This window comes from Methanomassiliicoccales archaeon, from assembly GCA_038850735.1.
Taxonomy (GTDB): domain Archaea; phylum Thermoplasmatota; class Thermoplasmata; order Methanomassiliicoccales; family JACIVX01; genus JACIVX01.
Window position 1 is genome coordinate 164775 of the sequence record JAWCLO010000002.1, and the last position, 26683, is coordinate 191457.

Sequence of the window (26683 nt, forward strand, 5' to 3'; positions counted from 1 at the left end):
TGGTGCCGTGACCGAAGAGCACTTCATCACTTTAGCAGAGGTAGAAGAAATACTGATGGAAGAGAGCAAATCACGAGATCTTACGTCTGAACAGAAACTCGCTCTGGACCATGCTACTCGATTGAGAAAACTCTCTGCTGATAAAGCAAAGGCGCTTCGGGAAGAATTAGGGCAATTGGATTTTGTCTCTTCAACTATTGCATGCAAACTTGCTGATATTCTTCCCACTCACCCAGATGATATTCGCATTCTGTTCACTAAAGAGAGACTCATCCTCGAAAAGAAGCACATCGAACAGGTACTCAATATCGTGCAGAAGTATCTGTAGGCCCGTGGGGTGATGATCTTGGAAGATTATGCTAGGATAATCGATTATTTACCCCAAGGGCTTCCTTCAGAAAAATCCTTCAAGAGAGAGCCAATCGCGTATGCTGTGGGTGAGACGGAATTTAAGCTATTCGAGCTCATTCCCAAAACTGGAGTCCAGATAATTATAGGACAAAGAGTTTACATAGGCAAGGAGGCTAGCAAGAGAGCTGAAATACTTCATGTCAAAAGAAGAGTAGGTTATAGCGAGCTGACCACAGCTGCGCAGAAGGAGCTACCATTCGTGATAGAGGAAATTGTGAAGAGTCAAGAATCGAGATTCGTTCAGTTCTTTAATGATGCCCAGGCGATAACAACGAGATTCCATATGTTGGAACTCTTGCCAGGTCTTGGAAAGAAGACGATGTGGGCAGTGCTTGAAGAGCGTAAGAAGGGTAAATTCAAAAGTTTCGAGGATATTGCGCAGAGGGTTCCTTCGATTAAGCATCCTGAAAAACTAATAGCTCGTCGCATTGAAACAGAACTTTCTGATCCTACTCAGAAATATCATATCTTCGTTGCTAAATGATGTGGCCATGAGAATTTCTGAGATTCTGGAGATTACAAAGAAATACGGGGTCACCCCGCGAAAAAGAAAGGGGCAGAATTTTCTTGTAGATGAGCGTGTCGCAAATAGGGAAGTTGAGTACGCACAAATATCGAAAGATGATGAAGTTCTCGAAATAGGACCAGGTCTGGGAATCTTAACATCAAGACTTGTAGAGAGGGCAAGTAAGGTAATAGCAATTGAGTATGATAAGGGACTAGCGAGGTTCATTCGAGATAGATTTGGAGAAAAAGTAGAACTCATTGAAGGAGATGCACTTCAAATCGAGTTCCCCGCATTTGACAAAATCGTTTCTAACATTCCATACAATATTTCAACCCCCCTACTTTTCAAAATCCTTGGATACAAATTTGATCGTGCAGTGCTCATGATTCAGAAGGAATTTGCTGAAAGAATGGTCGCAATGCCTGGTGATGAAGGATACTCAAGGCTTTCCGTGGGCACCTATTATCGTGCACACTGCGAATTATTGGAATTCGTTCCTCGATCTAGATTCTGGCCGGCTCCAGACGTAGACTCCATGATTATCAGCCTCACACCCAGGGATCCTCCCTTTAAAGTCAAAGATGAAATGTTATATTTTAGTCTAGTTGATTTGCTATTTAAATACAGACGAAAGAAAATAGGAACGGTCATGAGAATGAAGGGAATTATTGCCAATAATATTGAGAGATTACCCTTCTCGAATCAACGGATCGAAACTCTCACCCCGGAAGAAATCGGAATTCTTTCTGATATGATTTTCGATATCATTTACTCAGAAAAGGAAAACGATCCAAAATCGCCTTGACAAGCCTGTCAGGACCTTCCAAGAAGACATCCACGGCTGGAATTCTAAATCTAGCCTCTAGCTCTCTGCAAATCGACGGAACCATATTTGTGGGAAGTCCCTCATGATTTATGCCCAAGGCGATAACAGGGGCGTTAGAAAATGCCTCGTAGAGAACTATTTCCCTATCCAGATCTGGCATGGGAAGTTTTAGTTCTGGATCATAAGTTCTATATTTGCGCCCAGGTGCATGCTGCAATATAATTGCATCTGGCTTGGTAGCTGAGATTATGGCCCGAGTCCCACAAACATACGCCGGATGGCTTAGTGCTCCCTGCCCCTCAACGATAATAATATCTGGCTTTTCATTCAACCATGCTTGGTAAATTGCATTCTCAAGCTCTCCTACCATATAATCACCTTGAATGGCATCAAGAGGCACACCGTATTTGGCACCCTGTAGTAATCCGGTCTGCCCTGTTGCCACAAACTCTGATTTAACACCTAATCTGTTCAGTCCTTCAACAATCTCGATCGCAGTAGTTCTTTTTCCTATTGCCGCATCGGTACCCAGAACTGGTATTCTCACCGCATTGATTTTACTAGCTAGATTTCTATATTTATGCAGTTGCGTAAGTGGGGGTTCTTTCCTCATATCTATAATCGATGCTCCGCTACTCTTTGCGATCTGCGAAAATTCCTCATCATTAGCCAAAAATTCATGAAGACCTGAAATTACGCTAATGCCATGTTGTAGTGCCTCCTTAATAATTGGTTTAAATTCTTGTGGAAGCATACCACCCACGGTGGCAACACCAACGATAAGATACTGGGGCCTTAGCGGGCAATATTCTAGCACCTCTGCGATCGATGAAAACACAGGAATATTGCGATGTATGCCATCGACAACTTCCCCAGCATCTCTGCCGGCGTTCGTGCTGTCAATTACTCCTATAATGCGAAATTTCTTCGAGTATCGAACAAGCCCCCTTGCCGTTTTTCCAGCTGTGGAAGAGAGCTTCCCTTCGCAGAGTATTACTGCGCTCTCCATGATATGACAAATACATTCAAATCCCAAATAGATTCCCGGTGCACGCTTAGTTTCAATTCATCTCTCAGCTTAAACTCATAAATATTAGAGAATATGCAAATCTATGTCTTCTCGAGATCCTTTGTGCTCGCTTAATTGAAAAGAGGTTATTAACAGAACTTGCGGGCAAAAAAGAAGTATAACAAAGTCATTTATCCAGCGGGGTGTCATTTAATTGATCTATGAAGAGATTGCCCAGGCTCTTGTCGACGGAGAAGGCGAAAGAGTGATCGCTCTCGTCGAAAGGGCTCTAGATTCTGAGGGGAAGCCTCCAGAAGAGATCATTCAGCAAGGACTTGCGAAAGGCATGGAGAGGCTCGGAGAATTGTACGAATTAGGAGAAAGGTTCCTTGTCGATTTGATCGTCGCATCTGATGCCTTCAAGAAATCAATAGAAATCATAAAACCTCGACTAGCGAAAATGGCTTCGTATGAAAAGTTCTCAAATACTGTGGTCATTGGGACTGTAGAAGGAGATATCCACGAGATTGGAAAGAAGCTCGTTGGTGTGATGCTCGAGGTTGAAGGTTTCCAGGTTATAGATTTAGGTCCTGATGTCTCCCCTGAACGATTTTCAATCGAAGTGAAAAGAAACTGTGCGAAAATCCTCGGAATGTCTTCACTGATCACAACGACGATGATCAATGCAGAAAGAACAATAAAAAAGCTAGAGGAAGACAATATTCGGAACAGGATTAAGATAATGATTGGGGGCGCTCCAGTTGATGAGGAATTCGTGAAGAGAATCGGTGGCGATGCATACGGAAAAGATGCGTTCGAAGCTGCGACAGTTGCGAAAACAATCATCATCTCAGAAGATCGGTCGCTTTCATAATTATCGACATTATACTCCTGTCGCGACTTCTGATCCGCTTCGAAATCATATGCTCCGAAAGAGCGAGATCTAGTTCTATGAAAAATGACGCACTTGAAGTTTGTACCCCTGCGTGAGCATAATACCGGCAAATCTAATTAACCCTATGTACATGATATGATCTGGTGATGATGAATGAATGATGAGAAAAAAGGAAAGGCCGAAGAAACGGCTGAAAAGACTGGGCAGGTAATAGGGAAAGGCGTCAGGAAGGGTGTAGAGGTTACAAAAGAACTCGGAAAGGGTTTAAAGAAAGGATTCAAGAAAGACGACGAAAAGTAAACAAATTCAACAGCTCTAACTCAAATTCTGTATATAGTGCTTCTATGATAAATTCAGTATATCCAATATGCTCTCTCCTAATAGATCGATCCGCTTTCGATCATATATCCCATCTATGATTTGATTAAAAATGGTTGCAGAATTTCGCAGGAAATTGAGAACTGTCTATGAAATGCATCAGTTGCGGTAGAGAATCATCTCTCATCTCCAAAAACCTACGACTCTGCAAAGAATGTATAGTTCGTAATGAAGAATTGCCATTGGAAGTTCCGGCCAGATCAATAATGAGGACACGATTCAGTCTTCCGTCCCGTCCGCCAAGCGATGGAAAGCCATGTGGGCGTTGTATTAACTCGTGTAGAATGAAAGAAGGAGAGCGAGGATACTGTGGTATATGGGAAAACCGTAACGGGCATATTCACTGCATAACTGGTGACGATGCTATCGCAGATGTTTATTGTGATCCATTACCGACAAACTGTGTGGCATCGTGGACGTGTCCAGGTTGCACTAAGATCGGTTTTCCAAGGTACTCCTTCGTCAACGGTCCAGAATACGGATACAAGAATCTTGCTGTTTTCTATGGGGCCTGTAGCTTTGACTGCCTTTTCTGTCAAAATTGGCAATACAGATTCATGACTCACTCAAAATCCCCAGTTATGAGTGTGGCTCAATTGGCCTCGACGATCGATAATGAAACCTCTTGTATTTGCTATTTCGGTGGGGATCCGACCCCTTTTATTGATCACTCCATTAGGCTTTCTAAAAAGATTTTGTCTGATCTGGATCGCATTTTGCGTCTCTGTTGGGAGACGAATGGATCGATGGCTAGGAAATATGCCAAGGACATAGGAAAATTGGCTCTTGACTCTGGAGGATGTGTTAAGATCGATTTGAAAGCGTGGAATGAGAGATTACACAAGATCCTCTGCGGCGCCTCAAATGATTGGGCAATAAAAAACATCGAGTTACTTGCAGATATTGGCCTATCAAGAAAGGAAGTTCCGCTTCTCATTGTTTCTACATTGTTGATACCAGGTTACATAGATGAATTTGAGATTGCAGCAATTGCATCGTTTCTTGCAGACTTGGATCCAGATATTCCTTACTCCCTCCTTGCGTTTCAACCCCAGTATATGATGTTAGATCTTCCTTCAACTTCAATGGAACAGGCAAAGAAATGTATGAAGGCTGCCAGGGACGCCGGTTTGAAAAATGTAAACCTTGGGAATCCATGGCTCCTGATTTGAGATTTATGGGGAGGGGCTTTTGCACAATTCACCCAATACAATAGCATTTTGGCTCGCTGTTTGGAACAATATTCTATTGAGGCATATTCTTTTTCAAAGTAGAATGTTATACTAAGTCTCCCGATGCGGTTTGCAGCCGTAAGCCGCATCTAGCTCTCGGATCTTTAGCCGCATAATTCTAAATGCAACTGTTGCGAGAATGAAGCACAATAGAAGGCCGATGAAGTATGCTTCCATTCCGCTCGAAAATAGCAGCCCCATTATTGCAAAGAAATTGAACGATCCATGCAATATGATGCCAACAACCAAATACTTCAACCAACCGGAATGCTGTCCAATCTGTCTGAATAATTTCCATTTACAGATTCCATAACCAGACACGGCGGTAGAGCTCGCATGAAGAATTGTTGATGTTAGAGTTCTCATTATAGCAGTGACGAGAAATACGTTAAATCCAGTTTGCAGTGCATCGCTGAAGTAGACGATATTCTCCGTAGCTGCAAAACCCAGTCCGATGGCAGCACCATACACCAGTCCGTCTTCAAATTCAATAATTCGCTTGTATGACAAAAACACGCCACCAGCTTTAACGGACTCTTCAACAACTGGAGCTAACAGAACCGCAATTATGAACAGCGATATCTCAGGGCTTGGCTGAAACAAGCTCCAAAGAAATTTATTGAGGAGGGTCTCATTTTCAAATATCAGGAAGACCAATGAGCTTTCAATGATAAAAGCAGCACCAAACGCTCCCGTTGCTCCAAAGAACAATACCAGAAATACCAGAGCAAGCGGTTCTCTCCTGCAGATCTCGGCATTTCTCACCCACAGCACGTAGAAAATTGATGGAAGCAAAGCTGAGAATATTACGAGAATTATTCCAAATAATCCTAGGTCCATGATTTCGCATTACAATTATTGGCTCAATCCTCTAATAAGAATTGCCCCTTTGAATCCGGACGCATATTTGTTCATAATGAAGGTTTCGAGAAATTTAGACGCTAGTTTTCCCGTAAAAACTACGGGATATTTTAGAACATTGCTTTCCTTGCCATCAAGGGCATCGGTAGAAGAGATTTTTAAAAGATAGTGAGCATTCGTTTTTAAACTCGTCATTAAGCCAATAAAGAAAAAAAGTAGCTGACTTCACTAACGTGAAATGAATCGATTAACAAGCATAAGAGATCTTCCGGCGATTGGCTCTTTGAATGATTTTGAAAACTTCCATCACGAGCAACAAAGTGAGTGCTAACAGTAATAACATAATCCACTCATCTAAGCTTACTGGCTTTATTCTCAATACCTCCTGCATGATTGGTATTTGCATTGCGATGATATGAATTGCCTGCGCACCAACTACTCCAATAAAGAGTAGCCGATTCCTGCTAATAGGCACCTTAAAAGCCGATTCAAACTCTGATCGGCAATTGAATACATGAACATTCTCCAATAGCACCATAAACAAGAAAGTAAGATTCGAAGCTTCAAAATATGACCTTCCTTCAATTTCAAGCAGGTAATAGAATAAACTGAATGCCATCACTCCCATTGTGAGTGACGATACTCCAACCTGCCTAATCATTGTCTTGTCGAATATACCCTCAGACGGTTTTCTTGGAGGTTTGCTCATTACACCTGGATCACCAGCTTCCATTGCAAGAAAAACGTGCTGAATACCATTCGTAACGACGTTCAACCACAAGATCTGGATCGCCACAAGAGGCAACGCCAAATGAACTCCATCAGCTTGAAGACCTATGAAAACCGCAAGCAAAAATAGAATTATTTCGGCAGCACCAGTCGAAACTAGAAGGTATGTCACTTTTCTGATGTTTTCATACGCATACCTACCTTCTTCAACGCCGGCGACAATCGACGCAAAGTTATCATCCGTGATGATAATCGAGGATGCATCCTTCGCCACGTCCGTCCCTGAACCCATAGCAACTCCAATATTTGCCTTTCTAAGTGCAGGTGCATCATTTACTCCATCACCAGTCACAGCAACAAAATGACCGATTTTGATAAGAGCTTCTACGATCTGCAGTTTTTGGATAGGGGTCACTCTGGCAAATACTCTCTTCTTACCCACGATTTCCAAAAACTCCTTACTGCTGGGAAGGTCGTATTTAGTCAATTGAACGCCTGTAATCACTTCGTCCTGTTGTGCGGCTATTCCGAGCTCCTTGGCGATTGCAAGAGCCGTCGAGGGATGATCTCCAGTAATCATAACTACTTCAATACCAGCTCTCTTGCAAACCTCAACCGCTTTTTTCACCTCAGACCTAGGCGGATCGATGAGCCCTGCCACCCCAAGAAAGATCAACGGCGGAATATTTTCTTCAGACAAAGTTGTATTACTGGAGGATGGCTCCACATCTCCAACCGCAACGGCAAGAACTCTGTATCCGCGTCCCGCAAGATCTTCGGCAATGCGCTCAATGTGCTTATGATCGATTTCAGAAACACCCTCCTTTGTCTTCATGTACCTGCAAAATTGCAGGACCTTTTCAACGGCTCCTTTTAAGTAGACGCGTGGCTTTCCATCGACAATATAGAGTTTTGCGGCAAAGCGCTTCTCAGATTCAAAAGGAATCTCACTAATCAACTGATATTTCTTCCTCAATTCTTCTGGGTTTATGTTAATCTTATAAGCAAAAGCGAGAAACGCAAGGTCTACGGCGTCACCTGAAGATATCCAGTCTTCCCCTGATTTCACTAGTGAAGCATCGTTACACAAGGCGCCAGCAATCGCCAACTCTCTTAAATGCTCCACATCATTAGTCATTGGCGTATCTTTATTGGACGGTACAATTTCGCCATCACCTGAGTATCCTTCTCCTTTCACACCAAATTCTGATCCCGTTGATAAGTAAATGTGTCTTACCGTCTGTCTATTCACGGTCAGCGTTCCAGTCTTATCACTCGCAATGCATGTGCAACTGCCAAGCGACTCTACTGCAGCGAGCCTCCTCACCAGAACGTTTCTATTTGACATTCTTGCTATGCGTACGACGAGGGCGACTGTTACCGCAACCGGAAGTCCCTCTGGAATAGCAGATACTGCAAGTGCCACAGCAAAGAAAAAAACTTCATCGAGCGGCATTCCCTTGATAAACGCAATCGATGCAAGCAGAAACGACGCCAATAAAATAATATAGGTTATTTGCTTTGAAAATCGCTCAAGACGCTGCATTAATGGCGGTTTTTCAGATTCAGTAAAGCTGACAACCTCGGCAATTTTGCCGATCTCTGTGCGTAGTCCTGTTTCGACAACGATGCCGGCAGCGATTCCGCTGCTAACGGTTGTGCCGGCATATGCCATGTTCTTCCTATCACTGACAACCGTATCTTCAGGAAGAGTTTCAGTGATTTTACTCACTGGAAGAGACTCTCCCGTGAGAAGCGATTCATCTACGGCAAAATTTGTTGCAGTTAATAGGCGCACGTCCGCGGGAACCTTATTACCCGCCTCTAATAAGATCACATCACCGGGGACCAGATTATCAGCGGAGATGATCAGTTCCTTGCCGCCCCTTCTTACCCTAGCGCTTGTTTTGAGCAATTGGTGCAATCGTTCGGCGCTTTTTTCGGCTTTCATTTCCTGGATCGTGCCTATGACTGCATTTATCATCACAACAATAAAAATGAATAAGGCATCGAGAAACTCGTCAAGAACAAGCGAAACTATCGCCGCTGCAATTAGAACATAGATTAAAGGGCTGAGAAATTGACGAGTGAAGATTTCAATGACTGAAGGAGGTTTTCTCGTTGGCAATTCATTCGGTCCAAATAACTCTAGACGCTTCTGACACTCTTCTGGAGTAAGCCCATTCAAATCGGTTTTCAATCTTTCAATAACATCTTTGCTCGACAAGGAGTGCCACGCAACTTGTTCTTGTCCCTCATCAGTGAAAACATAACCTTGTTTCCACTCGTGCCTACGATCTCTTGTTCGACGATTTGCTTTTTCTTTCTGAGTCATCTCCCATTCACATGTGGTTAATAAGATTACGAAAGCGTGTGACAAATTCCGGAATAGTTGGAATCACTTTCAATTAATGCCAAAACGCGTATTTTACCCTTTGCAAAATGGCATAGGAGGTGATTCATGAAAGACGCGAATTTTATTATTAGCTTGTGTTCTTAGTCATCAGGAGATAGAAATGAAAGCTGCAAAGACTATCAAAAACATGAAGATTGAAGAGATAATGACGCGTAATGTGATCGCAGTTGAAGAAGAGACATCGATTAAAGAATTGAAACAATTGTTTGACAAGTATGATTACAACAGTTTCCCCGTTGTGCACGATGGATATCTTGTTGGCATCGTGACTAAGCTTGATCTTTTAAAAACCTTTTCACCTGGCTTTAGTTCATCGAAAACGAATTTTCTCAAATTGTTTGCTGAGAAGGTCGGCGAAATCATGAGACGCGGTGTAATCACACTTCATCCGCGTGATGATCTTAGGAAAGCGATAGATTTCATGGTTGAATTCAAGCTTAGAAGTCTACCAGTGGTCGACGATGATGGAAAATTAGTGGGAATCGTGTCACGAAAAGATCTCATGAACCATCTTGCCGTTGTGCAAGAATAATGAAGCAAGATGTTTCAGGTAAATTCTCAGCCGTTCTGAAACAAGTCATTGCTATGAGTTCCACTTTATTATTGAGGGACAGTTGACATGGCTTATTTCAGTATCAGGCTAAAGCGATCAGAAGTAGTACCATATACTTTTGTATTCCTCGATGTTTTCTCCTCTAGAAGCAAGTCTGTCGAGAAAATCCGCTATAGGAACATCCTTGTAGACATAGGTCGGCGCCAAAGCTATGTTCTTTTCCCAAGGATGAAATTCATAGACTCTTTCTCCCTCGGGCGTAATCATTATTAGATCGTGATCCTGCCAAGCCCTGAGATGATTTTTTCCCAAAGCTGGAATATTGAAGACGGGTTCATCAGTTCTACAAAGACCAGGAATGAGGCGTGCTTCTTCTTTTGCCTCCTGAAGAATGCGCGCTATCGGAACCCTAAACCAACTCGTTTCCTCTTTCCCCTTTGTATTGAAAGTGTAATAAGGATCTACTCCAATCCGTTTCAGCAGTATCCTTAGCGATACCGTCTCGAATCGCCGGCAGTTTTCAAATGTGAACACTTGTTGATTGTATACCATTATACCCTTCTTCCTCAACGCCTGCACGGCTTTAGTTGCCTCTGGGGTAACTTCGTATGGATGTTCAAAATGTGTCACTATACAAAGCTCAAGCTCTGGGGGTTTGTGAATGCTTTCAAGAAGATCGATGTAAGAATCTGCAAAACGCATCGGCAACACTACAGGCAGCCTCGTACCAATTCTTATTCTCTGGATGTGAGGCATGCATGAGAATCGTTCAAGGAATTCACGCTGAGTTTCGTCAGAAAGCAATGCGGGATCTCCACCAGTTATGAGGACTTCCACAATCATCGGATGTTCTTCAAACCATTTCAAAGCGTCTTCTACCTGCTTTCTCGTTGCCAGTGCAAGAGGATTCAGGACACCGTCGATTTCCCAATTTCGTTGACAATACACGCACACCTGAGCACAAGCATTATAAGGTTTGAAAATTGCGATCATTGGATACCGCCTTGTTATTAGAGAAATCGGCGATGTTTGTCTTTCTCTCATGAAATCAAAAACAACTTTTCGCTTATCTTTGAAAGCAATCATCGATTCTACATAATTAAGTGATGGGATTACCTGTGCACGAACTGCATGGTCATTTTTGCGACTCGCATCTTTGTCCATCAATGAGAGATAATACGGGGTAATGCCAAATGGAATACCGTTCTCAACGGCCAACCGAACTGCCAATCTCTCCGATGGAGTTAGATCGATTATCTTAGAGAGCGTTTCCTCATCTCTGACCAGATTCCTCAAATGCCACCGATAGTCATTCCAATCTCCATCATCTCCTCCTAGCACGTCCAATATCCTTCTTTTATTTGACTCCCTCCTTTGTATAACTTCCTTATTCAGACCATGAGGATAAGAGTCGATCTTGGCGTAACATCTATTTGCCAACCCATCGAGATAATCTGATCTGATCCTTGCCGCCTCAAGTTCTTCATATTCTAGAAATGGTGGCGCTTCTTCTTTGTATATACATGATTTTCCTATTGAACCTTTTACGATGTGCAGAACGTCGAGAAACAGGGCGCGAAACGCAGGTGGAACCATTTCGTACTTTTTTACCAGATTATATAGAATTTTCAGAGTGCTACAACCAGCTACTTCCTCATTTCTTTTTGACATGAAATTCTTAAGAACCCGCACACAACTTATTGCAGTTACGCGTTCTAATGATTCTGCGATGATCTTTCCATCGTGAAAACATCGCTCTCGTTGCTCAAGAAGACACATGATTCTTTCTCGAGCTTCCTCGAGATTTCTACTGCTTTTCAATTGAAAGTAAAATTCTGGATCTATATCAAAAAGTTCAGATATTCGCAAATGATGTCTAATGTGGAAATAGGGTCGCCTTTCTGCACTCATGACATTAGCGTTTGACATATCTCCATCTGCTTCAGTCACCTGATCTAATGCATGTTCCACCATTTTGATCACCGATACGATGGTGATAGAACGCGCAGGGAAAAATGATTCATAAGTTGCAGGAAATGCAAGATGTGTTTTCGGTTTCCGGTTCAAATACTCTGCGCTGCCTCTCTAATTAGTATTTCTTGGGTTCATACTATTTATAATTTTCTAACGTGGCTCTTATGCTTCGCACCTTTCACATTCGAAGAAGGTCAAAATTCCAGTTGTACAAAATTGAAATGGTTGCTACAAACTTCTCGCGGGGTATTTCTATCTGCCATCCACTTCCTAACCACATCATTGATAATGAATTGTTAGCTGGATCAAGTACATGAGTATGAGAAATTGTAGTTGAAGCAGAAGATTAGGAACTTCAAATTCAAAAGGATAATAATTTTTACATAGCTTGCTATATGTAATTGATTATATGCAAATCGGAATTGTCGGCAAGCCCAATGTGGGTAAGTCGACTTTCTTCTCTGCCGCAACCCTGGCTACCGTAGAAATAGCGGATTACCCATTCACCACCATAAAGCCAAATAGAGGAGTGGCTTACATTCGCACTAGATGCCCTCATTCAGAATTTGGGGTAAAATGTAATCCCCGTAATTCTGCATGTGAAAGCGGGACGAGACTTGTACCAGTGGAGCTTCTCGATGTGGCTGGACTAGTTCCAGATGCATGGCAGGGTAGGGGATTAGGTAATAAGTTCCTTGATGATCTCAGGCAGGCTTCTGTCTTGATTCATGTAGTTGATGCGAGTGGTGGAACTGATGAGGAGGGGAATAAAATACCAACAGGATCCCGTGATCCCCTCCTGGATATCAAATTCCTTGAGCGAGAAATCGCATACTGGATCAAAGGTATAATCGAGAAAGGCTTTTCTAGACTGGCAAGGCAATCATATCTCGAAGGAGCGAAGATCGAGAAAGCGCTACATGAGCGGCTTACTGGTCTCGGTGTTTCGGAGCAGGACGTGATTTTCGCCGTAAAGGATGCAGGACTTCCTGATAACCCAATGCAGTGGCAAGACGGAGAGCTCTTGAGACTCGCAGAAGCAATAAGACGACGGAGTAAGCCAATGATCATCGCCTTGAATAAAGCCGATATTGCCGATGAAGGTACACTAAGGCGCCTCATGAGTCTTGAAGAGTACATGAGCATACCAGTGTGCGCTGAATCCGAGTTAGGACTAAAACGTGCAGCGAAGGCTGGACTGGTGCATTATGTTCCTGGTGATAGAGAATTTGCTATCATGGATCCACAAAAACTTACAAGCAATCAGAAAAGAGCACTCGAATACTTCGCAAAAGTGATGAAGAAGTGCGGTGAGGGGACTGGTGTTCAACTGTGTTTGGAAAAGGCGGTGTTTGAATTACTCAATATGATTGTAGTTTACCCTGTAGAAGATGATAACAAATTGACTGATCATGATGGCAATGTACTCCCAGACGCGTACCTTGTAAGGAGAGGGAGTACCGCAAGAGATCTTGCTTACAAGGTACACACGGACCTTGGAGAGAACTTTGTAAAGGCCATCAATGCGAGAAGCCATCGAGTTGTCGGTCAGGATTATATATTACAAGATGGTGATGTTATTACTATTGTTGCACGAAAGTGATTTCCGTGGAAAGCTGGGATGTTAGGCTTCTGACAGCGTCATATCGAAGAAATGCTGATGATACAATCACAATAGAAATGTATGGAAAGACGAAAGAAGGTGAGTCGATCGCAATCAGGTACAGCGGCTTCCTTCCATACTTCCATGTATTAAGTTCAAAAGAGTCAGTCGTTGAAATCCTCAAGGATGATCAGAATATTGTGTACATCCAAGAAATTGAGCTCTTCCATAAGAGCGCTACACACAAAGCTGCGAAAATCGTCCTAAAATTTCCGTGGATAGTTCCAGAATACAGGTCCCGAATGAAACGCCATGGACTTGAGGTGTTTGCCGCCGACATTCCCTTTCACCACCGGTTTATTTACGATTTTGACATCCCTTCATGCCTTCGTATTTATGGTAAGAGGTGCGCTACGGAAGGATACACTACAGACATTGTTGTGGACATGGAGAAAATCAATAATCGACCACATTTTGAGGAAATACCCCCTTTCAATCCTGAACTCAAAATACTCGCTTTCGATGTTGAAAACAGTGTAAAAGATAACCACATCTACACCATTTGTTACGCCATAAAAGATTGTGGCAAAATCAGGAATGGTAAGCCTTTGATTGGCGGGGAAAAAGAGATTATAGAAGCATTTTCACGGGTCATACAAGAAGAGGATCCTGATGTGATAACGGGATACAACATTGATGGCTATGATATCCCGATACTTATTGAGAGAGGCAAAGTGCTCGGGATTACAGAACTGCGTTGGGGAAGGGATCTGAGCAATCCGCGACAAATCATGAATCACTTCTGGCGACTTACAGGAAGACTTATAGCAGATGCATGGTGGGCCGCAAAAATACAATTGAGACCAAAGCAGGAAACACTGAACCATGTAGCAAAGCTTCTTCTTGGAGAAGAGAAGATCGATGTTGATCCGACAAAAATAGACGAAGAATGGGTAATCGATAGGGAAAAAGTCCTGAGGTACTGCCTGAAAGATGCAGAACTTTCGCTACGCGTGCTTGAGAGCGTCGATATACTGAGGAAAAATATGGATCTTGCAGCAGTTTCGAGACTTCCTATTGATGATGTTCTCAATTCAGGGGCATCGCAACTCATTGATTCCATTCTGATCAGAGCTGCGGACAGAGAAATACCACCTATAGCAGTTCCACTTACAGGAAGCTCTGAAGAGGAGGACACCATTGAAGGAGGTTACGTTCATACCATTGAGCCTGGAATATATCACTGGGTCTGCATACTTGATTTCAAATCAATGTATCCATCTCTGATCATTTCAAAAAATATATGTTTCACAACGCTCAATGAGAAGGGCGAAATTGTTAGCCCAACGGGCGTTCGTTTTTTGAGCAAGAAACAGAAGGAAGGTTTGCTTCCTCGGATTTTGACAAAGTTGATGAAGGATAGAGACGAGATTAAGAAGAAAATGAAAGAAGCTGGAAGTCCCGATGAATACAGATATTATGATGGATTGCAAGGAGCGATTAAGGTTCTCATGAACGCATTTTACGGTGTCTTCGCCTCGTCATTCTATCGATTCACCGACAGAAAGATTGGCGGATCAATTACGGCTTTCGCCCGCGAAACTATAAAAGGGATTATTGCGGAGCTTGAGAACGAAGGATACAAAGTTATCTATTCAGATACGGACTCGATCTTTATTCAATCACCATATGAGAATTTAGAAGATACAAAGAGATTTGGCTATGAGATAGCCACAAGATTTTCTGGTGAAGGCAGATCACTTGAATTCGAGAAAATCGTTGAACCTTTATTTACTCACGGCAAAAAAAAGAGATACGTAGGTAGAGTAATATGGCCATCCCAGGAAATTCTCATCCGAGGGTACGAAGTGAGAAGAACGGATTCTTTTGATCTTCAAAGCGAGGTGCTCATGCAGGTATTTGAAAAAATACTAGATGGCAAAACAGAGGATGCCGTTAGAGTTGCAAGGCAAGCAGTAGCCGACACGCTCGCAGGGAGAGTGGCGGTCGAAAAACTCGTCATTTCGAGATCATGTAAGGCGTTTAATCAGTACAAAGATCCAGATAGTCAGGCAACTGTTCAAACAGCCCGAAAACTCATGGCAATGGGTTATGAATTTGTGCCAGGAATGAAAGTCTCATGGATCGTCACTGATTCCCGAAGGACCCCTCAGACAGTTGAGCCCTTTATCAGCGGGAAGAGATTTAATGCGACTCCTGACTGGAGATATTACGCCGAGAGACTTGCACAAACAGTTGCACGTGCAACAGAAGTGTTTGGATGGGATGAGCAGAGTTTGATGCTTGGTTCTCAACAGTTCACACTATTTGATCATTCTTTTGGCGAAGAAAAAAGCAGAAAGAATGCCATGCAATCTGCAAGAAAAACTCAGAAGAAGCTCAGTCTTGAGGATTTTATGTGAAATGGCGCAATTTTGACAGAATGTGAACATAAGGCACCAAACAATATTGATCCACGAAATCAGAATACCGCTTGATAAACAAAATTTATATACTGCAATTTCTTCTGCGACCACAAGTCGCGCGATCTGGTTCGCGCTGGAGATGTGCCCTTGGGGCGAATCCATAAACGCCGTTGAACTCGGCAGGTGATTGAATGGTCAAGAACCCAGAAGATTTCAAAAAAGAATCTAGCGAGGAAGAAGCAAGTGAGGAGAAATTCGTTTCTGGAAAGAACATTTACCATTACATCGCTGAAGCGTGGAATGACCCTGGCAATTCGTTTGTCAAAGAGCTTCAGTATGAAAGATTAATCCAGTGGCGGAGAGAAGAGAATTTCTGCAGGATTGATTATCCCACCCGATTAGATAGAGCAAGAAAACTTGGATATAAGGCTAAACAAGGGTTTGTTCTGGTTAGAGGCAGAGTAAGAAAAGGAACCCTTCAGAAGAGAAAAATAAGAAAAGGAAGAAGGGCCAAGCGAAGAGGAATTGTAAAGATTACAGCTGGTAAGAGCTTGCAGAGAATAGCAGAGGAGAGGGCAGCGAAAAAATATCCTAATTTAGAAGTTCTAAACTCATACTGGGTTGGAAGTGATGGCAAGCATGAATGGTTCGAGATTATCATGGTCGATCCTCATCACCCCGTAATAATGAATGATCCGAAGATCAACTGGATATGCGATCCTGTGCACAAGGGCCGGGCAAATCGCGGTTTAACTTCTGCTGGGAAGAAGGGGAGGGGGCTCCGCAACAAAGGTCGAGGGGCCGAGAAGGTAAGACCGTCGATCGGTGCTCACGACAGAAAGGGCAAGTAACCTCAGGTAACTATATCTGAGAGCTTTCGACTCACTTCCTCATCATCAAGTCCAACTAACGGAAAGAAGGCAGGAACGGAAATCTTCACAGATTTTATCTTCTCCATGTCCTGGGATCTGTAGCCAAATACGACAGCTAGCGCCTTAAACTCCTGGATCAAACATTCAATGTCTTTCGGAGGCACTGCCTTCAAATTGGGATCCCAAGACCTGAGCTTGTCGATGAGTTCGTTAGAATTACTGACGACGATTGCACGGCAGCCTCTTTTCATCATAAGCCATGTTGCTAGGATATCATGTTCATTTTCGACTATTGACAGCACCCTTCCCTGAGAGCCCAATGGAAGACCACCGGGACCTTGTATTTTATCGACAAAAAAATACGCCCTTGGTCCCCTAATCTCTATGAATATTTCGATGTCGGGATGCGATAAATCCACTCGGATGCCCTTTTCTGCATTTGCTGCCAGTATGGTTGCACCGAGCTCCTTCGCAACTTCCATGCTCGTAAAATTATGCGATCCTGTTCTTCTCACGCGAAGGGCAAATTTTGCGCCTAAAAAAAGCCTACGAGCAAAATATTCAGTGACAAAAACTTTCATCGCATTGATGTCGCTATTGCACACACTTACCGTGCTTATGGATGCCACTCCAAATGTGTGTTTCAAGCACTCGATTGCGCGTGATGCATCGTCTGTTTCTAGAAAGATCCTCCCTCTTTCTCCGCTGATAAGACATTCAATTCCTTGTTTCGAAAAGTAATCAAGAATATTATTGATGAGAATTCTCTCAAAAAGTCTTCGGACAGAGTCACTCTTGAGTCCGATCTCGGCATAACGAAGAAGAAGTAGCGCCATTCAAAATAGCGAATTATGATCGATTATAAAATACATGTACCCCCACGCACGTTCCTCAAGAAAAACATCCTTTTTTCGAGATGCAAAAAAAGAAGGCATAGCGAGAGAATAATTCTTAAGGCCGCAATGCAGTTTCCTTTAAAATTTATATCTACCGGCGATATCAAATGGACATATCAGTACTCATTGGCTTGTTGATTTTTTCGCTTATTGCTGGCCTAATTGGATCATTGTTAGGGCTCGGGGGTGGAATCATTATCATTCCCGCCCTCACACTAATATTTGGCTATGAAATGCAAGTTGCGATTGGAGCAAGCTTAGTCGGTGTGATTGCAACATCGACGGGAGCTGCTACACACTACGTGCACGAAAAGATGGTCAATATAAGACTTGGAATGGTGCTTGAAACAGCAACGACCACAGGCTCCATTATCGGTGCGCTTATCGCAGTATATACTGATCAAAGTTTGTTAGCTATCGGATTCGGAATTTTTCTGATTTACGGCGCTGTTTACATGGTACGCAGACCGGAACGCCTATCTGCCAAAGTGATGAAGTCTCAAAAAAAATTGCTCAGGATAAAAGGCAATTATCTAGATAAGAAATTGAATCAAGAGATTAGCTACGAAGTCGAAAATCTCGACCGCGGTCTCGCTGCGAGTACGGGTGCTGGAATAATGTCAGGACTTCTCGGAGTTGGTGGTGGCTTGGTGAAAGTTCCGGTTATGAACTCGTGGATGAATGTCCCTATGAAGGTCGCCACAGCCACGAGTAATTTCATGATCGGCGTTACGGCACTTTCTGGTGCGATTATATACTTTGGATATGGTTATTTATCACCAGTTTTGACCGGAATTGTCGCCGTTGGGGTGTTTTTTGGTGCAACGATAGGTTCTCGAATCACACATCTTTTGACCGGGGCTGGTATAAGGAAATTCTTTGCGATCGTTATGATGTTTATCGCGATTCTTATGTTCCTTAGGGGGACCGGCGTATTGGTGATAGGGTGAGACTTTGGACGAAAGAGATCGATTGAATACGGCCGTTAGGTACATTCTCATGGGCGGAATTATAACGAGCACATCTCTACTCATCGTGGGCCTTCTTGCTCTTTCTATATCGCCAGCTTCATGGTCCAATGTCATTATTCCAATTGATCAGATTCCATCAGAGATTGCTCAAGGTAACCCAGTCGCCGTAATTACACTTGGCATTTTAATCTTGATAGCGACTCCATTGATGAGAATCCTAACCGCATTGTTTGTTTTTGTCCTAGAAAGAGATCTAAAATATGCTGGTATTTCCTCCTTCATTTTGATCATCGTCGCGATCGCTGTGATTATAGGTGTCACTTGAATATACACCAAGAAACGTGCTAGAATATTTTCCTTCTTGGCAGAGGAGATGCCCTCAGGAAGCATATAATTGGCATGCGCTCATAATTAATGATGAAAGGTTGAATTGAGAGACAAGAAAACACTTGTGTCAAGAGGCCGTGCAAGAAAGGAAAAGGATGATTCCTCTGGTCGAGGCAGGGCTCCTTAATATTGATGCAAAATCTGGAGAGCCTTGGATCGATCATCCCGGATCGTTGAATTGCGCAGATTTGCACCGAGCCACTATTCATAGAACAATGTTAAATAGAGACTAAAATTATCCCCGTCAATTGATAACTTGATCGGTCGCAAGTCTCTTTTGATAGTAATATCTCGCTTCGCTTCAGCCGGGCTGGCATTTATCGGCCTGTACTTTATGACAAGGTATTACACTGCCGATGTCTATGGTAGTATTGCTTGGACACTTTCATTCATTAATACTTTTAATTCTATAACGGATCTTGGTTTCAACGCTGCACATATCAAACGCATCTCGGAAGGCAAGAACATAAATGAGTGCCTCAGCACCTTCCTTGTCGTAAAAAGCGTGTTGATCAGTATAATGATACTCGTCATTCTCCTGGCAATGATTATTTGGTCCTTTATTTCAGAGACAAGATTTTCTAATACACAATTTGAGCTCATTCTCCTATTTCTGCTATATGTGGTTTTCTACGATCTGGCATCGATAGCAACGGCTACTTTCGACGCACGCGTCGAGACTGCAAAGACCCAATTATCTGTGATTGCAGACCCCCTTGTTAGAATACCGCTCATAGCGATCATATCGATAAACAAACTCGATGTTAATTACCTCGCGTATGCATACGTGCTTGGTGGACTAGCCGTTGCGGTGATCAGTCTTTTTATACTTTCACGTGGGAAATACACGTTTCAGCAACCAGGACTCTTTTGGTCATATCTAAAATTCGCATTCCCAATAGCAATGATATCCATATTTAGTGCAATATCTGTCAACGCCGATAAGCTATTGATTGGTATGTTTTGGACAAATTCAGAGGTGGGATTTTATTCGGCTAGCCAGTCCACTCTGAACTTATTCAGCGTTATAGGCACAGCCGTTTCTACAATAACGTTCCCGACATTTTCGAGCCTGCATCGAAAGGGAAATCTGTGGGAAGTAAGGGAAAAGACGAGGATGGCAGAGAGGTATATTTCAATGATAGCAACCCCCATAGTTGTCGTCGTATGCATGTTTCCAACGGAAATCGCCCTTATCCTTTTTGCCGAGAAGTTTGTAAGCGCCAGCGGTCCGCTGAGATTCCTTTCCATCTCAATGTATCTAGGACTCTTAAATGGGGTTTACGCAAGTCAGATAAATGCTGTTGATCGGCCAGATATTACCGCAAAACTCGTACTTGCGTCCTTAATAACGAATATCACGCTTCTTCTCATTCTTGTCCCCTCGCAGATTGGCGACATAAGAATGTTAGGTCTTGGTGCGACGGGTGCCGCAGTAGCGAACGCATGTGCAACTGGTGGGGTGCTTGTCGGTACTAGATTTGTCGTAAAGAAATTGACTGGTACGCGCTCGAACCTTCGGATTTTACTGCACATTACTGGAGGTGCAATACTAGGCGCTGTACTTTATGGTATAAGCTTCTTGTGGAAATTACAGCGATGGTACGATCTTGTAGGATACGGTCTCGTCGCCTTTTGCATTTTCTCCTTCATCCTCTTTGGACTGGGTGAATTAAGGCGAGAGGATATCAAATATTTCCGAGATCTCATCAACCCAAAAGAGATGAAAGACTACATCAAATCAGAATTTCGTAAGCGATGATTTGTCCTGATAGCAGTAGAATTCACAACAAAGAATTGTACAAATCGATTAATCGCTTCTTCATGATGTTCCAGCTATACTCTCTTTCAACAGCCAAACGACCGTTTTTACCCAGCTCTTGCCGCAGTTGAATATCCCTTAGCGCTTCTATCGCTTCCAAGAAATTTTCTTCCGACCACTCAATCACTAGACCACAACGATTCTCTTCGACAATTTCACCCGCAAATGTACCTTTTGATGCAATTACTGGGATGCCAAATGCCATTGCCTCGAATAATCTATTAGGAGTACCGATTTTGTTGTTTGCGTTTGAGGGATCTGCGAGGCATAGAGCAATGCTAGACTTTTTCAAATGCTGCAACAGCTCGTCGCGTTTTAGAAATCCCAGAAATTGGATTTTTTTTGATGCTTCAGAAAATTTTCTTAATTGATCAGCTAATCGACCAGATCCTGCAATTTTGAAAATAAAACCCTCTAATTTCATTACCACTTCGGCTACTTCCAAAAGGTATCTCGAAGGCTCTAGACTTCCACCATAGAAAATTACAATGTCATCAGGATATTTCACGCCGTCATTTGATCGAAGGCCTAAGGATCCATCTCCTTGATCAATCTCAACGCAGTTCATGATAACCGTTGGTTTCGAGCGCAAATTTGAATCGATCAATTCGCCAATTCTGTCATTGGCAACTATCAGTGCATCAATCCTCCTGACAAGAATTTTCTCAAGTGAATTAAGTGCGCGAGATATGATAACTGGAACATCCTCTGACACCATACTTGCGTAGTGTTCATGGGCGTCATAGACAAGCAAGGTTCTCTTGATTTTTGATATAAAAATTCCTTGAATCAAGGTGTCCAAATCATGAGCGTGAACTACATCATGCTCCGTGGCTAGCGCTCTAAGAATCATCTTGATCATGAAAAAGGGTACATTGACCAAGAAAGAAACTTTGTCTCTGATATCCAATGTTGTAATCCTAACGATTTCAATTTTCTCACGAAATTCTTTCGACAATCTTGTATGTGCTCTATCCCAACAAAGAATCTCTACATGAAATCCTTCATCAGCGAGGGCATATGCTTCCTTTTCCACTCTTGGATCTGGCCTGTATTCATTTGATAGCAGCATCAGAACCCTTCGTCGCTTGGCTGCTCTAACGTTGGATATCCGTATCAACAGTTCTCCCTTCAGTCATCGAAAGCTTTGCTTTTTCAATCATTTCAACAGTTCGCACGCCAATGAGACCGCTGTTCATCGTTTCGGTTAAGGGATCGCCTATCGACTTGATAAAATGAAGAAGTTCCGTTTGAATAGTATTGTTTCTTTCAATTCCAAGTTTATACAAATACCCGCTTTCATAAACAGTCACTTCTTGAGCGACTGCATCAATAACGCAGCATCTTCTTTCCCCAACAATCTCTATCTGTCTTGTCTTCCTAGGTGCGAGCCAACTAAGAATTGCTGTTGCTAATTCGCCTGTCGGCAATTCAGAAATGATGTATGCTGTTTCTTCCAGTTGCTTGCGCCTAAATGGTCGTGCCGTACAACTTATTCTAGCTGGCCATATATCGGTTAAAAAATTGATGATATCGAAATAATGAGGCGCTAGGTCCACAATCACATCCCTATCAGGATAAGGTGGCTCTAAATTGACCCAATATAGATTCATCAAGAAAAGTCGCCCAAAGAATCTCTCTCGAATTAATCTTCTCACTTCAGCAAGGGCATTATTGAAGCGATAGATATGACCAACAGAGAGGGTAAGATTCTTTTTCCGGGCAATTTCCACCAATTCCTTTCCCTCATCTGATCTTAGGGTCATCGGTTTTTCAACAAGCACGTGCTTTCCAGCATTCAGCGCATCCCTGCATACTTGGTAGTGAAGGCTGTTGGGCACGCATACATTCACCGCTATGATCGATTCGTCCTCAAGCAATTCGTGATAATCTGGGGTTAAAATTTCAATCCCATACCTTTCTTTGCAATACTCGAGATTCTTCTCATCAATATCCGCAACCCCTCGCACCTTAACTCCTGGTATTCCTCCATATTCATCGACAATCTTTCGCCCCCAATACCCAACGCCAATCACTCCGATATCAAATCTTCTCATCTCACGGTTCCCCCATAAAAGTCAGCGATTTTCTCACATATGTAATCGACTTCGTGTGAAGTTAGAGCAGGATACATCGGCAGAGAAAGGACTTCCCTTGAAATTCTCTCGCTCATTGAAAAACTCCCCTCTTGGTAATTATAAGTGCTACGATAGATGGGCTGGAGATGTATCGGTATTGGATAATGAATGCCACACTCAATGCCATTGGCTTCCAGATATTGTGCTAATTCGTTTCTTTTTTGACAACGAATGACAAACAAATGAAAGACTGGACGAATATCAGCTGAGCCCATGGGAGGAAGCTTTATTTCTTCAATGTTCCCCAGCTTGGAAACATAGCGTTTCGCTATCGATCTCCTTCGTTCGTTCCATTCTTCAATATGTTTCAATTGGACGAGGCCTATTGCGGCATTAACTGTGTTAAGTCTTGCAGTGAAGCCAAAGACATCATGAAGATATCGCGATGCTCGCCCACAATCCCTCAGTTTCCTCAATTTCGATGCGAGCACGCTGTCATTCGTTGTGACCATTCCTCCATCTCCCGCAACAGTTAGATTCTTCGTAGGATAGAAAGAAAAGCATCCTGCCTCGCCGAATGAGCCAATTCTCCTTCCTTTGTAAATAGCGCCATGAGCTTGCGCAGCATCTTCGACAATGACAAGACCTTTTCTTCTCGCGATATCTTTGATGTCATCCATAGGACATGGATATCCGTAAAGGTGTACTGGAAGAATTCCGCAGGTCTTCTCAGAGATTCTTCCAATTACCTGAGCCGGATCAATGCAGTACGTCCCTTCGTCCACATCTGCAAACACCGGAATCCCTTCAGAATAGACTATCGAATTTGCCGTAGCAATAAATGAAAGAGGAGTTGTAATTATCTCCTTTCCTCGGACATTGAGCCCCATCAGTGCAAGGACGAGAGCAGCGGTGCCCGAAGAAACAGCAACGGCACAATCTGTTCCAATATACTTAGCGAATTGCTCTTCGAACTTGTACACGCTTTCACCGAGTACGAGCCTCTCATTCCTCAGTGCGTTAGAGGCAGCATCTATCATTTCATCTGTGATGAGCGGTTTGCTGAGTGGAATTCTATTCATGCTATTTTCACCTTTTAAGCGAGTTTTCAAATTTCCTAACGACCTTGGCGGGATTGCCCACGACGAGCGTATTTGGCGGCACATCTCGCGTGACCACTGACCCAGCGCCAATCATTGCATTCTCGCCGATGGTCACACCGCAGATCACAACCGCCCCTGCACCTATGGAAGCGCCACGCTTCACTAGAGTGGGGACCACCGTCCAATCTCCGACAGCTCTTGGATAAATGTCATTAGTGAAGACAACATGGGGACCAACAAAGACCTCATCCTCTATCGTCACACCGGATGGAATAAAAGAATAGGCTTCAATCTTACATCTGTTGCCAATCTTCACGCCTCGCTGAATTTCTACAAACGCTGCGATCTTGCAATCACGTCCGATACTGCAACCATAGAGGTTGACGAAGTTTCTGATGATCGTTCCTTCGCCAATCGTGCAATCCTCAATTGAATAGTATCTGGCTAAAAGTTTCATTTTCAACAAGCAACGCTTTCAGGGCATTAATACCTTATGCATGCGTAATTTTCTCATATTTGATTTCCAGCGGAGAGGATCCATAATAGAAGTTACAAGGACCTATCGAAATAGTGATAAGCTTCGGAATACTTATCCAGTGCAAGATGCTTATTAGTGTTGTTCTCAACATAATGAACGAGGAGAGAAATATTTCCGATCTTCTTGATAGCCTCGTAGTTCAGGAGATGCCTATTGAAATCATCGTCGTCGACGCAGGTAGCAAAGATAGAACAAGAGAGATCGTGAAGGCTTACGCTCAGAGATACCAATTTGTCAAAATGTATGTAAAACCCGGCACTCGAGGCGAAAGCACAAACTACGGAATTTCGAAAGCAACAGGGAATATTATAGCGTTCACTGGCGGTGACTGCATCGTTAACCCATTCTGGGCGAAGGAACTCCGAAAGACTATTGCAGAAGGAGCGGATATCGTTGCCGGTAGAACAATCAATTTAGGGCCTGAAGCATGGGAGGATTTGGAACGCGTTGAGTTGTATCACAAGGGATTCGATGTTTCGTATCCTAGTTGCAACATGGCATTCCGCAGGGAAGTTCTTGAAAAGGTCGGAGGATTTGATCCTTGGTTCATAACAGCAGAGGACATAGATCTAAATTACAGAGCGGTCGAAGCAGGCTTTTCAATAAAATATAATCCAAATGCCATAGTTTATCATAGAACGAAAGGAACGATTTACAAATTCTTTAAACAAGCGTTTTGGAATGGCGTCGGCAGAAAACAGCTGACGCTAAAGCATGGTAAGCTCTGGAGCTCTTATGATCCCATCAAGATGTTTAAACAAAAGGTGAACACCTGGTCTTTGTTAAGACTTACTTGTGCCCTCTTGGGATATGTGGGCTTTAAGTTATTTGGCGACAGGGGACCCTATGTGAAGCGACAAAATAACTAGCAAAAACTCAAATTGGTTTTCTTGAGAAAATTGTGAGAGGGGGAACGTATTTTTTAACAACTATGACAATCAACATTGGGGATCATGCTGAGAATCTCAATTATCATTCCAACAATGAATGAGGAGCAATCAATTGGAAAAGTGATCGACAGTATTCATGCTACAATGATTAAAACCCATATGGAATATGAGATACTGGTAGTAGATACTAATTCGAAGGATAGAACACGTGAGATTGCAAAAGAAAAGGGCGCCGTTATCATCGACGAGCCACGGCGAGGCTATGGTCGAGCTTATAAAACTGGATTTGAGATGTCTAAGGGTGATATTATTGTCACCTTAGACGCTGATTGCACATACCCAGCTGAGGCAATTCCCGAACTAGTAAGGATTTTAGAAAGTACAAGCATTGATTTTCTCACGACAAACCGTTTTGCCAATATGGAAAAGGGAGCAATGAGCATCAAACATCGGTTCGGAAACTGGATACTCACAAATACTCTAAACATCCTATTCGGTATGAAAATCAAAGACTCGCAAAGTGGAATGTGGGTTTTTAGAAAGGAGTGCCTAAAAAATTTTGTTTTGAGAAGTGACGGGATGCCCTTTTCTGAAGAGATCAAAATCGAAGCTTTCAATAAGGTAAAGACAATCGAATATCCTATACATTATAAGAGGCGGGTAGGAAAAGTCAAACTTTCATCATGGCGGGATGGATGGGAAAATCTCTTGTTCCTCTTTAAGAAGAAATTTTCACGGGTGTGAGTTCATTTTAGTGCTGTGTGTTCACTTTGCCCTCTAGATAATCACACACAAATCGAAGACTTCTATAAAGCACATCCCGTGCTTCCTTATTAAATAGGCAAGCTGCAGGATGATATGTTGGAAGAATCAGAATCTTCCTTCCCAAAACATCCGTCTCATACAATCTATTCGCTTCCTCAATTAGCCTGACTTCTCTTCCGAGCAGATCGAGGCAGGCCGTCCTCCCCAGCGCCACTACGAGTTCTTTGCCTTCGAGCTCTTCGGCTAGGTAGACAAAACAAGCTTCCATTTCGTCACTTTTCGGTCGGCGATTTGCTGGTGGTCTGCATTTCACGACATTTGTAATGAATACTTTTTGCCTCGATAAGCCTGCCTTAGCCATCAATGTATCAAGCATCCTACCGGCTCTCCCAACAAACGGCCTTCCCAACATGTCTTCAGTCTTGCCAGGTGCCTCTCCCAGCAGGCAAACCCTAGATTCAGGATTACCATCAGGTGGGACGATTTGACGGCGATTACGAGCAAGATGGCATCGCGTGCATCCCATATCGAGTTTCATAT

General features: G+C 43.0%; 25 protein-coding genes. 15 read left to right on the plus strand and 10 right to left on the minus strand.

Features of this window, described 5'->3' with window-relative positions; genetic code table 11:
- The first annotated feature begins 7 nt into the window (after window positions 1-7).
- Genes QW087_02250 through rsmA form a run of 3 tightly spaced genes read left to right on the plus strand, consistent with a single transcriptional unit; the run spans window position 8 to window position 1724 of the window.
- The gene (locus QW087_02250; protein ID MEM2943546.1) at window positions 8-328 is read left to right on the plus strand and encodes an RNA polymerase Rpb4 family protein; all 321 of its coding nucleotides are present in this window, start codon (window positions 8-10) and stop codon (window positions 326-328) included.
- A gap of 12 nt (window positions 329-340) precedes the next feature.
- Window positions 341-895 carry a DUF655 domain-containing protein gene (locus QW087_02255; GenBank protein ID MEM2943547.1) on the plus strand — a complete coding sequence of 185 codons (555 nt, stop codon included), beginning with the start codon at window positions 341-343 and terminating at the stop codon, window positions 893-895.
- A 7-nt stretch (window positions 896-902) separates the two neighbouring features.
- The gene (rsmA, locus tag QW087_02260) at window positions 903-1724 is read left to right on the plus strand and encodes a 16S rRNA (adenine(1518)-N(6)/adenine(1519)-N(6))-dimethyltransferase RsmA (GenBank protein MEM2943548.1); all 822 of its coding nucleotides are present in this window, start codon (window positions 903-905) and stop codon (window positions 1722-1724) included.
- Here the strand turns inward: rsmA and QW087_02265 are convergent.
- On the minus strand, window positions 1684-2754 hold the full coding sequence (locus QW087_02265; GenBank protein MEM2943549.1) for a DUF1611 domain-containing protein: 1071 nt from the start codon (window positions 2752-2754) through the stop codon (window positions 1684-1686). The two genes, rsmA and QW087_02265, sit on opposite strands and share 41 nt — an antisense overlap.
- 214 nt (window positions 2755-2968) lie before the next feature.
- Here QW087_02265 and QW087_02270 point away from each other — a divergent pair, with 214 nt between their 5' ends.
- The 3 genes from QW087_02270 (at window position 2969) to QW087_02280 (ending at window position 5199) form a co-directional block, all read left to right on the plus strand.
- On the plus strand, window positions 2969-3628 hold the full coding sequence (locus QW087_02270) for a corrinoid protein (protein MEM2943550.1): 660 nt from the start codon (window positions 2969-2971) through the stop codon (window positions 3626-3628).
- Between the two features lie 174 nt (window positions 3629-3802).
- On the plus strand, window positions 3803-3949 hold the full coding sequence (locus QW087_02275) for a hypothetical protein (protein MEM2943551.1): 147 nt from the start codon (window positions 3803-3805) through the stop codon (window positions 3947-3949).
- 362 nt (window positions 3950-4311) lie between these two features.
- Window positions 4312-5199 (plus strand): radical SAM protein, encoded by an 888-nt coding sequence (locus tag QW087_02280; GenBank protein MEM2943552.1) that lies wholly within the window; start codon window positions 4312-4314, stop codon window positions 5197-5199.
- Between the two features lie 111 nt (window positions 5200-5310).
- On the opposite strand, the gene QW087_02285 is transcribed toward QW087_02280, so the two are convergent.
- Together QW087_02285 and QW087_02290 are read right to left on the minus strand one after the other, a co-directional pair.
- Window positions 5311-6099: a PrsW family intramembrane metalloprotease gene (locus tag QW087_02285; protein MEM2943553.1), complete on the minus strand. Its 789-nt coding sequence runs from the start codon at window positions 6097-6099 to the stop codon at window positions 5311-5313.
- A 268-nt stretch (window positions 6100-6367) separates the two neighbouring features.
- Complete coding sequence (locus QW087_02290; GenBank protein MEM2943554.1) at window positions 6368-9184, minus strand: HAD-IC family P-type ATPase; 2817 nt, start codon at window positions 9182-9184, stop codon at window positions 6368-6370.
- Window positions 9185-9365: 181 nt separating this feature from the next.
- On the opposite strand from QW087_02290, the gene QW087_02295 reads away from it, so the two are divergent.
- Complete coding sequence (locus QW087_02295; protein ID MEM2943555.1) at window positions 9366-9797, plus strand: CBS domain-containing protein; 432 nt, start codon at window positions 9366-9368, stop codon at window positions 9795-9797.
- A 117-nt stretch (window positions 9798-9914) separates the two neighbouring features.
- On the opposite strand, the gene QW087_02300 is transcribed toward QW087_02295, so the two are convergent.
- Window positions 9915-11792, minus strand: a complete 1878-nt coding sequence (locus QW087_02300; GenBank protein ID MEM2943556.1) for a KamA family radical SAM protein — start codon at window positions 11790-11792, stop codon at window positions 9915-9917.
- 409 nt (window positions 11793-12201) lie between these two features.
- Here QW087_02300 and QW087_02305 point away from each other — a divergent pair, with 409 nt between their 5' ends.
- The 3 genes from QW087_02305 (at window position 12202) to QW087_02315 (ending at window position 16672) form a co-directional block, all read left to right on the plus strand.
- Entirely contained in the window at window positions 12202-13395 is a 1194-nt protein-coding gene (locus QW087_02305; protein ID MEM2943557.1) for a redox-regulated ATPase YchF, read from the plus strand.
- Window positions 13396-13400: 5 nt separating this feature from the next.
- Complete coding sequence (locus QW087_02310; GenBank protein MEM2943558.1) at window positions 13401-15818, plus strand: DNA polymerase domain-containing protein; 2418 nt, start codon at window positions 13401-13403, stop codon at window positions 15816-15818.
- 194 nt (window positions 15819-16012) lie between these two features.
- A complete protein-coding gene (locus QW087_02315; protein MEM2943559.1) occupies window positions 16013-16672 on the plus strand; it encodes a 50S ribosomal protein L15e in 660 nt (219 codons plus the stop codon).
- A 2-nt stretch (window positions 16673-16674) separates the two neighbouring features.
- Here the strand turns inward: QW087_02315 and QW087_02320 are convergent, their stop codons facing one another.
- Window positions 16675-17529, minus strand: coding sequence for a THUMP domain-containing protein (locus QW087_02320; protein MEM2943560.1), 855 nt, complete (start codon window positions 17527-17529; stop codon window positions 16675-16677).
- A gap of 167 nt (window positions 17530-17696) precedes the next feature.
- Between QW087_02320 and QW087_02325 the strand changes: the two genes are divergently transcribed.
- The 3 genes from QW087_02325 to QW087_02335 all read left to right on the plus strand — a co-directional run bounded on the left by QW087_02325 (window position 17697) and on the right by QW087_02335 (window position 20709).
- On the plus strand, window positions 17697-18539 hold the full coding sequence (locus QW087_02325; protein MEM2943561.1) for a sulfite exporter TauE/SafE family protein: 843 nt from the start codon (window positions 17697-17699) through the stop codon (window positions 18537-18539).
- A 4-nt stretch (window positions 18540-18543) separates the two neighbouring features.
- Complete coding sequence (locus QW087_02330) at window positions 18544-18885, plus strand: DUF1634 domain-containing protein (GenBank protein ID MEM2943562.1); 342 nt, start codon at window positions 18544-18546, stop codon at window positions 18883-18885.
- Window positions 18886-19203: 318 nt separating this feature from the next.
- Window positions 19204-20709 carry a flippase gene (locus QW087_02335; protein ID MEM2943563.1) on the plus strand — a complete coding sequence of 502 codons (1506 nt, stop codon included), beginning with the start codon at window positions 19204-19206 and terminating at the stop codon, window positions 20707-20709.
- A 22-nt stretch (window positions 20710-20731) separates the two neighbouring features.
- Here the strand turns inward: QW087_02335 and QW087_02340 are convergent, their stop codons facing one another.
- The 4 genes from QW087_02340 to QW087_02355 are packed head-to-tail and all read right to left on the minus strand — an operon-like array spanning window position 20732 to window position 24407.
- On the minus strand, window positions 20732-21889 hold the full coding sequence (locus tag QW087_02340; protein MEM2943564.1) for a glycosyltransferase: 1158 nt from the start codon (window positions 21887-21889) through the stop codon (window positions 20732-20734).
- A complete protein-coding gene (locus QW087_02345) occupies window positions 21867-22826 on the minus strand; it encodes a Gfo/Idh/MocA family oxidoreductase (GenBank protein ID MEM2943565.1) in 960 nt (319 codons plus the stop codon). Before QW087_02345 ends, QW087_02340 begins: the two co-directional genes overlap by 23 nt.
- Window positions 22823-23929 (minus strand): DegT/DnrJ/EryC1/StrS family aminotransferase, encoded by a 1107-nt coding sequence (locus QW087_02350; GenBank protein ID MEM2943566.1) that lies wholly within the window; start codon window positions 23927-23929, stop codon window positions 22823-22825. Before QW087_02350 ends, QW087_02345 begins: the two co-directional genes overlap by 4 nt.
- Window positions 23930-23936: 7 nt before the next feature.
- Window positions 23937-24407: an acyltransferase gene (locus tag QW087_02355; GenBank protein MEM2943567.1), complete on the minus strand. Its 471-nt coding sequence runs from the start codon at window positions 24405-24407 to the stop codon at window positions 23937-23939.
- A gap of 146 nt (window positions 24408-24553) precedes the next feature.
- Between QW087_02355 and QW087_02360 the strand changes: the two genes are divergently transcribed.
- Both QW087_02360 and QW087_02365 read left to right on the plus strand, forming a co-directional pair.
- Complete coding sequence (locus tag QW087_02360) at window positions 24554-25357, plus strand: glycosyltransferase (GenBank protein ID MEM2943568.1); 804 nt, start codon at window positions 24554-24556, stop codon at window positions 25355-25357.
- Between the two features lie 84 nt (window positions 25358-25441).
- On the plus strand, window positions 25442-26122 hold the full coding sequence (locus tag QW087_02365; GenBank protein ID MEM2943569.1) for a glycosyltransferase family 2 protein: 681 nt from the start codon (window positions 25442-25444) through the stop codon (window positions 26120-26122).
- 7 nt (window positions 26123-26129) lie between these two features.
- On the opposite strand, the gene QW087_02370 is transcribed toward QW087_02365, so the two are convergent.
- Window positions 26130-26681, minus strand: a complete 552-nt coding sequence (locus QW087_02370; protein MEM2943570.1) for a uracil-DNA glycosylase — start codon at window positions 26679-26681, stop codon at window positions 26130-26132.
- Window positions 26682-26683 lie beyond the last annotated feature (2 nt).

What these genes read in the sequence shown, in the direction of transcription:
- QW087_02355 (MEM2943567.1), bottom strand. Translation starts at nt 24,407, where the DNA reads ATGAAACTTTTAGCCAGATACTATTCAATTGAGGATTGCACGATTGGC.
- QW087_02370 (MEM2943570.1), bottom strand. Translation starts at nt 26,681, where the DNA reads ATGAAACTCGATATGGGATGCACGCGATGCCATCTTGCTCGTAATCGC.
- QW087_02350 (MEM2943566.1), bottom strand. Translation starts at nt 23,929, where the DNA reads ATGAATAGAATTCCACTCAGCAAACCGCTCATCACAGATGAAATGATA.
- QW087_02320 (MEM2943560.1), bottom strand. Translation starts at nt 17,529, where the DNA reads ATGGCGCTACTTCTTCTTCGTTATGCCGAGATCGGACTCAAGAGTGAC.
- QW087_02305 (MEM2943557.1), top strand. Translation starts at nt 12,202, where the DNA reads ATGCAAATCGGAATTGTCGGCAAGCCCAATGTGGGTAAGTCGACTTTC.
- QW087_02290 (MEM2943554.1), bottom strand. Translation starts at nt 9,184, where the DNA reads ATGACTCAGAAAGAAAAAGCAAATCGTCGAACAAGAGATCGTAGGCAC.
- QW087_02265 (MEM2943549.1), bottom strand. Translation starts at nt 2,754, where the DNA reads ATGGAGAGCGCAGTAATACTCTGCGAAGGGAAGCTCTCTTCCACAGCT.
- QW087_02300 (MEM2943556.1), bottom strand. Translation starts at nt 11,792, where the DNA reads ATGGTGGAACATGCATTAGATCAGGTGACTGAAGCAGATGGAGATATG.
- QW087_02325 (MEM2943561.1), top strand. Translation starts at nt 17,697, where the DNA reads ATGGACATATCAGTACTCATTGGCTTGTTGATTTTTTCGCTTATTGCT.
- QW087_02280 (MEM2943552.1), top strand. Translation starts at nt 4,312, where the DNA reads ATGAAAGAAGGAGAGCGAGGATACTGTGGTATATGGGAAAACCGTAAC.
- QW087_02365 (MEM2943569.1), top strand. Translation starts at nt 25,442, where the DNA reads ATGCTGAGAATCTCAATTATCATTCCAACAATGAATGAGGAGCAATCA.
- QW087_02360 (MEM2943568.1), top strand. Translation starts at nt 24,554, where the DNA reads ATGCTTATTAGTGTTGTTCTCAACATAATGAACGAGGAGAGAAATATT.
- rsmA (MEM2943548.1), top strand. Translation starts at nt 903, where the DNA reads ATGAGAATTTCTGAGATTCTGGAGATTACAAAGAAATACGGGGTCACC.
- QW087_02295 (MEM2943555.1), top strand. Translation starts at nt 9,366, where the DNA reads ATGAAAGCTGCAAAGACTATCAAAAACATGAAGATTGAAGAGATAATG.
- QW087_02345 (MEM2943565.1), bottom strand. Translation starts at nt 22,826, where the DNA reads ATGAGAAGATTTGATATCGGAGTGATTGGCGTTGGGTATTGGGGGCGA.
- QW087_02315 (MEM2943559.1), top strand. Translation starts at nt 16,013, where the DNA reads ATGGTCAAGAACCCAGAAGATTTCAAAAAAGAATCTAGCGAGGAAGAA.
- QW087_02255 (MEM2943547.1), top strand. Translation starts at nt 341, where the DNA reads ATGATCTTGGAAGATTATGCTAGGATAATCGATTATTTACCCCAAGGG.
- QW087_02285 (MEM2943553.1), bottom strand. Translation starts at nt 6,099, where the DNA reads ATGGACCTAGGATTATTTGGAATAATTCTCGTAATATTCTCAGCTTTG.
- QW087_02275 (MEM2943551.1), top strand. Translation starts at nt 3,803, where the DNA reads ATGAATGATGAGAAAAAAGGAAAGGCCGAAGAAACGGCTGAAAAGACT.